Here is an 11,291-nt window from a genome sequence, read left to right as displayed (position 1 = left end):
AAGCAAAACCAAAGGACATCCCCATGAAACACAAGCGCACCAAGGCGCTGGCCGCCGCATGCTCCGCCATCCTGCTCGGGCTACTTGCGCCGGTCGGCGCGGCGCTGGCCAACGACGCCGAAGCCGGCAAGACCAGCATCTCCGGCCTGATCTTCGTCAACGCCAGCCACCAGGACCGCGAGCTGGGCGGAGACAATCTCAACGTTGACCTCAAGCGGTTCTGGATCAACGTCGACCATCAGTTCAACCAGAACTGGTCGATGCACGTGACCACCGATTTCCAGTGGCAGCGCTACCAGGATCCGACCGACCTGCTGTTCCGCCATGCCTACGTGCAGCGCAAGTTCGGCGACAACCTGCGCCTGCGCCTGGGCAATGCCCCGGACACCTGGATCCTGCCGCTGGCCCAGATCAACGGCTACCGCTATCTGGATCCCGGCATGATCCCGATGAACGGCCAGGGCACGCCTGCCGACTGGGGCGTGCACCTGCTGGGTAACGCCGGGCCGGTCTCGTGGACGGTGGCTGCCGTTACCGGCGCGGGCTTCCAGAAGCCGCGCACCGGCGACAGCCCCGATTACCAGGCGCGGGTGAGCTGGGAGGTGGTCGATGGCCTGCAGCTTCACCTGGGCGGCTATCGCGGCACCCGGGCCATGGACAAGGGCGACCGCCCGCACAGGCACACCGCCGAGCGCTGGAACGGTGCGGTCACTTACGTATCGGGTCCGTGGCGGCTGGGCGCCGAGTACTTCTACGGCAGCAACTGGAACCGGGTGAACCAGGTTGCCCCCGACGCGGCCAACGGTACCTCGCTGTGGGGCTCGTATCGGTTCAACCCGAACTATTCAGTGTACGTGCGCCATGACACGTCCAAGGGCAGCCGCCGGATCGCCGAACAGAACGAGCGCGATTACTACAGCGCCGCGCTGGAATGGCGCCACAGCAACAAGCTGCGCCTGTCAGCGGCCTACAAGCACATCGACATCGAGACCGCGGCCAGCCGCCAGATCAACCGCGAATTCGGCATCTGGTCGCACGTGGCGTTCTGATTGCGGTCGCCAGCATGGGGATCCGGGGGTGGGTCAGCCGGCTTGCTCCTGCCCCGTGATTGGCAGGTCCAGCACTACCCGGAGCCCGCCAGGATCCCCCGCCTGCAAGGTGACGGCGCCGCCATGGCGACGCATGATCGCGTCGACGATGGACAGCCCCAGTCCGGCGCCGTCGCCGCTCGACCTGCCGCGCCCCCCGCGCCAAAACCGCTGTCCGGCCTGGGCCAGTTCTTCTTCGCTCATTCCGGGCCCGCGGTCGGCCACTTCAATCGAGGCCCGCTGCCGCATCCGATCGAACTGCACCGACAGTTCCACGGGTGCGTCGGGTCCTGCGTAACGCAGGGCGTTATCGAGCACGTTGCGCACCGCCGTAGACAGCATCGAGTAGGGCATCGTGGTGCCGGTATCCGTGCCGGATACCTGCAGCTTCACCCTGTCCCGCGCATCCGTCGGCAGCCTGCCAATGACGTCGCCAAGCACACCGAGGATCGATTCGCAGGCATTGTCCGATCCGCCCGGTCCCTCGGCGCGGGTCAGGCTCATCAGCTGGTCCAGGGTGTGGCGCAGGCGGCGCACGCCCTCGCTCGCGCTGCGCAGCGATCCCGGATCCGCAACCGGCGTCATCCGCGCGAGCTGCAGGTGCGTGTCCACGACGGTCAAGGGCGTGCGCAGCTCATGGGCGGCGGCGTCGGTGAATGCGCGTTGTTGACCCAGCGCCGCAGCCAGGCGTGCGAGCAGGCCGTTGAGCGCGGCCATGACCGGTCGCAGCTCCGTCGGCGTGCCCACATCATCCACCGGGTCGGTTGAGTCGGCGGCGCGAGCCTCCAGCGTGCGGCGCAGTGAGTCCAGCGGTTTGAGACCGCGTGAAATACCGATCCACAGCGCCATCAGGCCGCCCAGCAGGGCCACCAGGAATGGCACCCCCGCGGTCAGCAGGATCTCGCGCACCAGCGTGTTACGTTCATCAAGCCGGTCGGCGGTGGTGATGTAGTGATCGCCGAAGCGGAGCGTATAGGTGCGCCAGGTTTCGTCGTTGACCAGGCGGTCGGAAAACCCCGAGGTCGCAGTATTCAGCGCTTCCACGGGTGCGCCTCTGGTGGTGGCTACGATTTCGCCGCGCTGCGTCCGGATCTGACATGCGATGCCCTGTCCGCCACCCACGGTGATCGTTTCCAGCAGGCTTTGGGGCTCGGTGGGCATCAGGGTGGCCCGTTGCATCAGCCCCGATACCATCCGTGCCGACATCGCAAGGCGCTGGTCCAGGGTCTCGTCGAGCTGGTTGCCCACGTCGCGCAACATCCAGGCGGCGGCCACGCCCCACAGAAGCGTCAACGCCAGCCCGGCGATCAGCACCGCGCGCAGACGCAGGCTCATTCAGGCCTCCACCCAAGGCGGTAGCCGAGGCCGCGCCCGGTCTCGACGGCTTCAGGCCCGAGTTTCCGGCGAACGTTGTGGATATGCACGTTGAGTGCGTTGCTGCCGATCTCCACGTCCAGTCCGTAAAGCTTTTCATGCAGGACCTCGGGCGCCAGCCAGCGCCCGCGTGCGTCGGCAAGGTGGGCCAGCAGATCGAGCTCCCGGCGCGACAGGGTCACCGGCGCGCCCGCCAGCCAGGCCTGGCCGCTTTCCGGTTCCAGCCGCAGGGGGCCGGCCTGGATGGCCTGGGTCGCGCGGCCGCGGGCCCGCCGTATCACCGCGTGCAGGCGCGCGGCCAGCTCGCGCAGGTCGAACGGCTTGACCAGGTAGTCGTCAGCGCCCGCATGCAGGCCGTCCAGGCGGTGTTCGATACCGTCGCGGGCGGTAAGGATCACCACCGGCAGGGCATGGTCGTGTTTGCGCATGTCGGCCAGCAGCGTCATGCCGTCGCGGTCGGGCAGGCCCAGGTCGAGTACCAGTGCGTCGTAGCGCTCGCCGGCGCAGGCCATTTCGGCTGAGGCGGCGTCAGGCACCCGCTCGGCCTGAAAGCCGTGCGCATGCAGGCCGGCCACCACGCCGCTGGCAATCAGGTCATCGTCTTCCACCACCAGCACGCGCATTAGAGCCTCCTCGGGTTCCATTCCGACCATGCCACCACGACCAGCTTAAGTCTGACTTAAGCCGCCGCGGGCAAGGTGCGCAGGGTCCACGCAGGCCGGAGGCCGGATTTGCCATCGTACCGCCAAGCATTCGTCGCGCTGTTGTTGTTCGTGCTGTTCACCCTGTCCGGCACTGCATCCGCCACTTCCCTGTTCCCGAGCTGGGGCGGAACCCAGTCCGATCCGGAATTCCTCTACGCCGAGGAGGTCTTCATTCCGGCGCCTGCGGTACGCGAGGGCGATGCGTGGCGGATCGAGGCGGCGATTGCGGACGACTATTACGTCTATCGGCATGCCCTGCAGGCCGAGGACGCGGGTGGGCAGCCGGTCGAGCTTGACCTGCCCGACGGCACGCCGCGCCATGACGAATTCTTCGGCGATACCGAGGTGTACCTGCCGCCGGGCATGACCCTGGGTGTGCCGGTGCAAACCCCCGGCCCGCTGACCCTGCATTGGCAGGGCTGTGCCGAGGCCGGCATCTGCTATCCGCCGCAGACGCTGACCGTTGAGCTGCCCGATGCGCCCGAAGCCGGTGCTGCGGCCGGTGCGGTCGGCGCGACGCCTGGTTCGGCCGGCGACGGCGCATCAACGGCGCTTGCGGAGGACCAAGCCGCGGCTGCCCGCCTGGCCTCGCTGGGCCCGGTTGCCGGCGCGCTGGTGTTCCTGGGCTTCGGACTGTTGCTGTCATTCACGCCGTGCGTGCTGCCGATGGTGCCGATCGTGTCCGGGCTGATCGTCGGCAGCGGCGCCGCCCCGCGGCGGGCGGTGATGCTGTCAGCGGCCTACGTACTGACGATGGCGGCCACCTATGCGGCGGTCGGGGTGGTGGCCGGATTGGCCGGCGCCAACCTGCAGGCAGCCCTGCAATCGCCGTGGCTGCTGGGGTCGTTCGCCGCCCTGTTCCTGGTGCTGGCGGCCTCGCTGTTCGGCGCGTTCGAGCTGCGGCTTCCCGCCGCGCTGGCCAATCGCATCGACAGCGCCACCCGCGGCCGTCAGGGCGGCAGCATGGCCGGGGCGGCTGCGTTGGGTTTGCTGTCGGCGCTGCTGGTCGGGCCATGCATGACGGCGCCGCTGGCCGGCGCGCTGCTGTACATCGGCCAGACCGGCAGCGCATTCACCGGCGGCGTGGCGCTGTTCGCGCTCGGACTGGGCATGGGCCTGCCGCTGGTGTTGATCGCCGTGTTTGGTGCGCGCGTGCTGCCCAGGCCGGGCGCGTGGATGGAGCGCGTGCGCATGGTGTTCGGCTACGTCATGGTGGCCATGGCCATCTACATGCTGGACCGGTTCGTGCCGGGACCGGTCGGACTGATGCTGTGGGGCGCCTGGGTGCTGGCCATCGCGGTGGGCCTGTTCGGCTGGGCCAATGTCCAGCCGGAAGGGGGCCGCAGCGGCTGGCCGCTGCGCTTTGCGGCGGTGTTCGCCGGCCTGTGGTCGACTCTGATGCTGGTGGGCGCCGCTGCCGGTGGTGATTCAACGCTGCGCCCGCTGGAGCGGTTCGGTACTGCGGTCGCGGCGGGGAAGGCGTCGCTCAAGCCCGACTACGTCGCGGCCAAATCAATCGAGGACGTGGATGCGCGCATCGCCGAGGCCGGGGCGCGCGGGGAGTGGACGCTGATCGACTTCTACGCCGACTGGTGCGTGAGCTGCCATGTGATCGAACGCAACGTGTTCGGCGATCCGGCGGTGTCGGAGCGACTGGCCCGAATGCAGGTGCTGCGCCCGGATGTTACCGCCAACGACGCCATCGACCGGGAGCTGCAGCGCCATTGGCAGGTGCCCGGGCCGCCCTCTCTGATCCTGGTTGGACCCGACGGCGAAGAACGGCGCGCGCAGCGCACCGTCGGCGAGATCAACACCCGGGATTTCCTCGCCCGGCTTGATGCGGTGGGTGCGCCATGATGGCAGTGGGCCCGTTCCCGATCCGGGCGGTGGTGGTGGCGCTGGCCGCGCTGGTGGCCTGGGGCGTTGCACGCTGGCTGGTCCGGCGCAGATCGGACGCACCGTTCAAACTCGCCGGTGCACTGGTCACCGATGCGTTCTTCATCGGCCTGCTGGTGGCACGCCTGGCCTACGTCCTTGTCTGGTGGCGCGAGTACGCTGCCGCGCCGCTGGCGATCATCCAGATCGGCGACGGCGGCTTCGTCTGGTGGGCGGGCCTGGCCGCCGGCATCGGCTTCGTGGCCTTGCGCACCCGGACCATCGCGATCCTGCGCCGGCCGGTGCTGATCGGCATCGCCGCCGGCGTCCTGACGTGGACCGCGGCCGGCGGCGCGCTGTGGTGGATGCAGCAAAGCGCGGCTCCGCTGCCCGATATCGCCCTGACCGCGCTGGATGGCAGCCCCGTGAGTCTGGGCGATTACGCCGGGCGTCCGGTGGTAGTGAACATGTGGGCCACCTGGTGCCCGCCGTGCCGGCGCGAGATGCCGGTGCTCGAGCGCGCACAGTCCGCCTACCCGGACGTGAGTTTCGTGCTGGTCAACCAGGGTGAAGACGCGGCGACGATCGAGCAATTCCTGATTGATGAAGGCCTGCAACTGAGCGACATCCTGCGCGATCCGCATTCGCGGACCATGGCCGAAACCGGGGCCCGGGCCCTGCCCACCACCCTGTATTTCGCAGCCGACGGCAGCCTGGCGGAAACCCACCTGGGTGAGCTCACCGGCGCCAGCCTGGCCCATACCCTGCGCCGCCGGTTTGGTGCGCATCCCCTTTCCGATTCCCTGGAGTGACCATGTCCCCAAACGCTTTCCTGACCGCGCTGTGCCTGGGTGCAGCCGCACTGACCGCCACCGCCTGCAGTCACGCGGACAACGGCGACCGCCCGCCGGTGTTCGACGCGCTGGAAGCCAACGGCGTGAGCATCGTCGAGGAGTTTCCGGCTGGCGATGGACTGCGCGGCTTTGCAGCGGTCGCCGGGCAGCAGCCCATCGCGGTCTACGTGACCGCCGGCGGCGACGCCATCGTCGGTACCCGGATAGACCGCAACGGCAACGAGCGTGACGCGATGAGGCTGCAGGAGCTGGTGGCCGGCCCGATGGGCGATCAGATGCTGTCGAAGCTTGAATCCTCCGAATGGGTGCTCGACGGTAGCGCCAGCGCGCCGCGGGTGATCTACACCTTCAGCGATCCGAACTGCCCGTTCTGCAACCGCCTTTGGCAAGCCGCCCGTCCGTGGGTGGAGGCAGGCAAAGTGCAGCTGCGCCACGTGATGGTCGGGGTCATCCGCGAAGACAGCGCGGGCAAGGTGGCCACGATTCTGGGCGCGGATGATCCAAGCGCCATGCTGACGCAGAATGAGCGTCGCTTCGCCCAGGGCGGCGTGTCCGCCGCGCGAAGCGTGCCGGCCGGTGTCCGCCGCGCGCTGGAATCGAATCAGATGCTGATGATGGAGCTCGGCTTCCGCGGCACGCCCGCGCTGGTATTCCGCGATGCCGACGGCACCGTGCAGCGCCGCGGCGGCATGCCCCAGGGCGATGATCTGAACGTAGTCATGGGGCCGCGCTGACTGGCCTGACGGCAGCCCCGGGGGCAGGCTTCCAGGGCCGGTTGATATCATTCATCCCGCGTCATCCCGACGCGGGGCGATATCGCCCGGCAAACCAAGGTGCAAGGATCATGGGCAACCCCCCGGCCCGTTCCGACTTCGACCTGACGGCGATGCAGGCGCACGCCGGCGAGGCGGCCAAGCTGCTCAAGGCGCTGGCCAACGAGCGCCGGCTGCAGGTGCTGTGCCTGCTGGCCGGCGGCGAGCGTTCAGTCGGCGAGCTCAACGAAATGCTGGATCTGAGCCAGTCAGCGCTGTCGCAGCACCTGGCGGTGCTGCGCGAGGAAGGGCTGGTGCAGACGCGCCGGGAGGCGCAGATGATCTATTACTCGCTGGCACCGGGCCCGGCGGGCGAGGTGATGGCAACCCTGTACGGGATCTATTGCGGGCCCGGGTCGAGTGGGGCGTCGGGGGCGTAGCCCCGACCTACTCGGGGTTTCGCTCGAGCCACTTCGCCAGCTGCTGGCGGTAGTACTGCAGTTCTTCTGTATAGCTGTCGTGCACGCACGGATCGCAGCCGCTGTCGCAGCAGTCGCTGGGCAGGGGCGCCTCGGGCGGGGTCGGGCGCGGATCGTGGTCGCGGACGATCTCGAGCTTCAGGTCGGCGGACTGTTTCTCCATCTTCAGGAAGATGGGGCTGGCGCAGCGGGTTTCAAACCCGGCGTTCAGATTTGACGGTCCGCTCCATGCCGCGGGCGCCATGACCACAGCAGCAGCAACAGCCCGGTGATGATGAAGATCGCCGCGCCCGACAGCAGGAACGGATCCACCCACCAGGCTTCGGCGAATTTGAACTCACCGGCATTGATCCGCCGCCAGTGGGAGAAATGCTGGGTCACTGCCACCACCATTCCGAAGCCGGCCAGCGTGGCTGCGAGCCAGCGCACCAGCCAGTGGCGCGGATCCGGCACCAGCATCAGCAGGCCCAGCAGCCCGATCACCGTGCGCTGCGCGCGGCAGAACGGACAGTTGTAGACCAGCCCGGCCAGGTCCACGGCCCAGGTGAACACGCTCAGTGCGATCGCAAGCGCGGCAATCAGGCGGAAGTGACGGTGCAGGGTATCGAGCGAGGGCATGGCGGGTGGTCTGCGGGCAGGGGATGGCGAAGCTGCGAACGCTACCAGTTTCCCAGGCTTTCGGTATAAGCGCGGTGTTCCACGGGCCGAGTGGAGGATATTTCGCCCTCGTGCATCGTGCAGGGGAGACGGGTCGGTTTACCGACCACTATGGTATTGCGAACCTTTGGGAGGAAAGGCGATGCGAAACAGACACGGTGCACTGGCCAGGGCGGTACGCCTGGGAATGGTTGCCATGGCATTGAGTGCCGCGCCGGTGCTGGCGGGCGATGTCACGTTCGATGTGCAGGGGGGAAGCCTTGAAGACGCGCTGCCCGAATTTGCCCGCCAGGCGGGTCTGCAGATCATCGCGCCGGCGGGAGAACCGGGAAGGCCGGCCGTCGAAGTGCCGCCCCTGGCCGGGGAGATGGACACGCGCGAGGCGCTGGAGCGGCTGATTGCCGACAGCGGCCTGCAGGTCGCTTCCGATGACGGCACCACGATTACCCTGTACCGCCCGGAGATGCTTGCTTCGCTGGGAACCGGAAGCATCGGATTCACTGGCCAGGCAGCTGCTCCGCAGCAGCCCGCGCCCGCCACACCGCGCTGGGAAGAGCAACGCCCGGCGGCGGCTGATGCCGACGTGGCCACGCTGGAGCAGGTGACCGTAGTCGGATCGCAGATCCGCGGCTCCAGCGCGGCTGCGATCCTGCCGGTGGTGACCATGCAGCCGGAACAGATCGAGGCGACGGGAGCGATCTCGGGCGACGACCTGTTCCGTTCGATCCCGCAGATGGGTGATGTCTCCTTTGTCGGGACCAATGGCGGCAACAGCTCCAACTACGCCCGCGGTGATATCGCCTCGGTCAACCTGCGCGGGCTGGGTGTAGGCAACACACTATTGCTGGTCAATGGCCGCCGCACAGTGGTTCACCCGACCAGCCAGGCCGACGGCAATCTGGTGCCGGTGTTGAGCTACAACGCCAATACCATTCCTGTGAATGGCCTGCAGCGGGTCGAGGTGCTGCTCGATGGTGCCGCCGCCATCTACGGCACAGACGCCGTGGCCGGCGTGGTCAACAACGTGCTGCGCGACGACATGCATGGCGGTGAAATCACCGTCCAGTCGGGATCCGGTGAAGGCACCGGCCTGCGCGACTGGAGCGTGAGCGGCATCGTCGGTCGCAATACCGACGACCTGCGGGGCAACGTGACCCTGTCGTTCAATCATTACCGCACCACCGGCATCGACTCGCTGGATCATGATTGGACCGCCACCGCGGACCGGCGTTTCGATTTCATCGGCACGCCGTTTGAAGGCGATCCGAGCCTAGACAACCGCAGCGCCACCAGCGCGTGGGGCAACTTCACCACCGGCCGTCCGGTGACCCGTGCCGGTGAGCTGGTGACTTCCGGCGCCGGTGCGTTCCATGTGCAGCCGGTCACCAATCCCGATTGCGCAGCCGAAACCGGCGATGGGGTGTGCGTGGCCAGCGGCAGTAAGGCGAGTTCCGGCGCCGACCGCAACCTGCGCTCCGACGCACAGGCCCAGTGGCCGCTGTCGCTGACGCCCGAGGTACGCCGTACCAACCTGTTCCTGACCTCGAAGTGGGACTTCGACAACGGCATCGGATTCTTCAGCGAGCTCGGCTATTACCATGCCGATGCGGACAGTCTTCAGATGCCGGTCAACTCGATTGCCGCGCTCCCCGTGGTGGTACCCGGCAGCAACCACTGGAACCCGTTTGGCGCCGCGCTGCTGCCCGATGGCAGCGTGAATCCCAACCGGATCAACGGTCTGGATATCGGCCCGGACGGCCTGCCGGTCACGATCTCCTCCTACCGCTTTGAACGCCCGACCAAGATCCAGGTCGAGAACGAACAGGTACGAGCGTTGGCCGGCCTGCGGGGCTTCCACTACAGCTTCGACTGGGAATCGGCCCTGATGTATTCGCAGGCCAAGGTGGTGGATACCCAGCAGGCGGTCAGCATGACGCTGTTCCAGCAAGCGCTGGCTGATCCGGGTGCCAACGCCTACAACCTGTTCTGTGGCGGCTGCAATTCCGATGCGGTGATGGACCAGTTCTACGTCGATGCGGTCCGAGAGAGCAGCACCGAGCTGTGGCTGTGGGACTTCAAGGCATCCCGTCCCGATCTGTTCAACCTGCCGGCGGGTGACGTGGGGCTGGCTGTCGGGGTCGAGGCGCGACATGAGCGCCAGCGCGACAACCGCGACCCGCGCGTGGATGGCAGCCTGTTCTTCGTCGATGCCGTGACCGGTAACGAGTATCCCAGCGATATCTATGGCGTCAGCCCGACCCCCGATACAGAGGGTTCGCGCACGGTGTACGCGCTGTTTGCGGAAATGTCGGTGCCGCTGGTTGCGCCGCAGATGGACGTACCGCTGGTGCGTTCGCTGGACCTGCAGCTGGCCGGCCGCGCCGAGCGTTACAGTGAATTCGGCAGCGTGGCCAAACCCAAACTCGCCCTCGGATGGGAGCTGGTGGACGGGCTGCGCCTGCGCGCGTCATGGGCTGAAGGTTTCCGTGCGCCGAACCTGGAGCAGGTCAATGCGACCCTGGTGAGCAGGTCCAATACCCGCACCGATTACATCCAGTGCGAAGCCGATGCGCGCAGCGGGGCATCCAACAGCTTCACCAACTGCCCACACAGCGCTTCGACCACCGCCAGGCGCTCCGGTAATCCGGACCTGGAGCCGGAAACCTCTACCAACACCAGCGCCGGTCTGGTGTGGCAGCCGCGCTTCCTGTCCGACGCCGCCGGCAGCTGGATGTTCTCGCTGGATTACTTCAAGTACGAGCAGGATGGAATCATCGGCTTGTTTGGCGAGGGCAACGCGTTGACCCTGGACTACCTGTTGCGCATGCAGGGATTGAGCAATCCAAACGTGGTGCGCGCCGACCCCAGCGTGGACGACATTGCCCGGTACGACGGCACCGGCCTGGATCCCGCCGGTCGCGTCCTGTACGTGACCGACCAGTACGTCAACCTCCAGCCGCAAACGGTGCGCGGGGTGGACTACGGCATGTCGTGGCGTTCGGCGGAGACCGAGTGGGGCCAGTTCGGTGTCAGCATCAACGGCACCCGGGTGATCGAGTTCTACCGCGACCTGTCGCCAGACATCCAGGTGCTGGCCGATGCGCGGGATGCGGGCCTGATCGACGGCTCGGTGTGGATCGCCGGCGGCGGCGACCTCAGGGCGCAGGGCGGCACCCCGGAATGGAAGTGGAGCAGCACGGTTACCTGGCGCAAGGGCGGGCTCAGCATGGGTGGCAGCGTGCGCTACACCGGTGCCGTGTGGGATACCGGCCTGTCGGACAGCGATGGCAACCAGTGGCGTGTGGATTCGCACACCATTGGCAACCTGTTCGCACGCTATGAGTTCAGCAACGGAGGGAGGCTGGACGGCTGGTCGGCGAAGCTGGGCGTAAACAATGTGACCGACGAGCGCCCGCCGGTGAGTTCCGGCGCCTATGGCTACCTGTCCAACCTGTACCAGCCGTATCCGCGTTACTGGCACATGAGTGTGACCAAGTCGTTCTGATGG

The 11,291-nt window shown here is 67.4% G+C and carries 10 protein-coding genes; 6 read left to right on the top strand and 4 right to left on the bottom strand.

Going from position 1 to position 11,291, the window contains the following annotated elements; translation table 11 throughout:
* The first annotated feature begins 23 nt into the window (after positions 1-23).
* Positions 24-1,049: a porin gene (locus tag WCE59_RS12345; RefSeq protein ID WP_343259080.1), complete on the top strand. Its 1,026-nt coding sequence runs from the start codon at positions 24-26 to the stop codon at positions 1,047-1,049.
* Positions 1,050-1,082: 33 nt separating this feature from the next.
* On the opposite strand, the gene WCE59_RS12340 is transcribed toward WCE59_RS12345, so the two are convergent.
* Together WCE59_RS12340 and WCE59_RS12335 are read right to left on the bottom strand one after the other, a co-directional pair.
* Positions 1,083-2,423, bottom strand: a complete 1,341-nt coding sequence (locus WCE59_RS12340) for an ATP-binding protein (protein ID WP_343259079.1) — start codon at positions 2,421-2,423, stop codon at positions 1,083-1,085.
* Entirely contained in the window at positions 2,420-3,085 is a 666-nt protein-coding gene (locus WCE59_RS12335; RefSeq protein WP_343259078.1) for a response regulator, read from the bottom strand. Before WCE59_RS12335 ends, WCE59_RS12340 begins: the two co-directional genes overlap by 4 nt.
* A gap of 108 nt (positions 3,086-3,193) precedes the next feature.
* Here WCE59_RS12335 and dsbD point away from each other — a divergent pair, with 108 nt between their 5' ends.
* The 4 genes from dsbD to WCE59_RS12315 all read left to right on the top strand — a co-directional run bounded on the left by dsbD (position 3,194) and on the right by WCE59_RS12315 (position 7,087).
* A complete protein-coding gene (gene dsbD / locus WCE59_RS12330) occupies positions 3,194-5,023 on the top strand; it encodes a protein-disulfide reductase DsbD (RefSeq protein ID WP_343259077.1) in 1,830 nt (609 codons plus the stop codon).
* A complete protein-coding gene (locus tag WCE59_RS12325; protein WP_343259076.1) occupies positions 5,020-5,853 on the top strand; it encodes a prolipoprotein diacylglyceryl transferase family protein in 834 nt (277 codons plus the stop codon). The genes dsbD and WCE59_RS12325 overlap by 4 nt, the downstream gene beginning before the upstream one ends.
* A 2-nt stretch (positions 5,854-5,855) precedes the next feature.
* Positions 5,856-6,629 (top strand): thiol:disulfide interchange protein DsbG, encoded by a 774-nt coding sequence (dsbG, locus tag WCE59_RS12320; protein ID WP_343259075.1) that lies wholly within the window; start codon positions 5,856-5,858, stop codon positions 6,627-6,629.
* A 110-nt stretch (positions 6,630-6,739) separates the two neighbouring features.
* Positions 6,740-7,087 carry an ArsR/SmtB family transcription factor gene (locus tag WCE59_RS12315; RefSeq protein ID WP_343259074.1) on the top strand — a complete coding sequence of 116 codons (348 nt, stop codon included), beginning with the start codon at positions 6,740-6,742 and terminating at the stop codon, positions 7,085-7,087.
* 7 nt (positions 7,088-7,094) lie between these two features.
* Here the strand turns inward: WCE59_RS12315 and WCE59_RS12310 are convergent, their stop codons facing one another.
* The gene (locus tag WCE59_RS12310; protein ID WP_343259073.1) at positions 7,095-7,289 is read right to left on the bottom strand and encodes an oxidoreductase-like domain-containing protein; all 195 of its coding nucleotides are present in this window, start codon (positions 7,287-7,289) and stop codon (positions 7,095-7,097) included.
* 44 nt (positions 7,290-7,333) lie between these two features.
* Positions 7,334-7,744, bottom strand: a complete 411-nt coding sequence (locus tag WCE59_RS12305) for a disulfide bond formation protein B (protein ID WP_343259072.1) — start codon at positions 7,742-7,744, stop codon at positions 7,334-7,336.
* 181 nt (positions 7,745-7,925) lie between these two features.
* On the opposite strand from WCE59_RS12305, the gene WCE59_RS12300 reads away from it, so the two are divergent.
* Positions 7,926-11,288, top strand: coding sequence for a TonB-dependent receptor (locus tag WCE59_RS12300; RefSeq protein ID WP_343259071.1), 3,363 nt, complete (start codon positions 7,926-7,928; stop codon positions 11,286-11,288).
* Positions 11,289-11,291: the final 3 nt, after the last annotated feature.

The organism is Luteimonas qiangzhengi (genome assembly GCF_039548515.1).
Lineage (GTDB): Bacteria > Pseudomonadota > Gammaproteobacteria > Xanthomonadales > Xanthomonadaceae > Luteimonas.
Note: the sequence above shows the minus strand (reverse complement) of the source record. Positions and strands in the feature narration are given on the sequence as shown.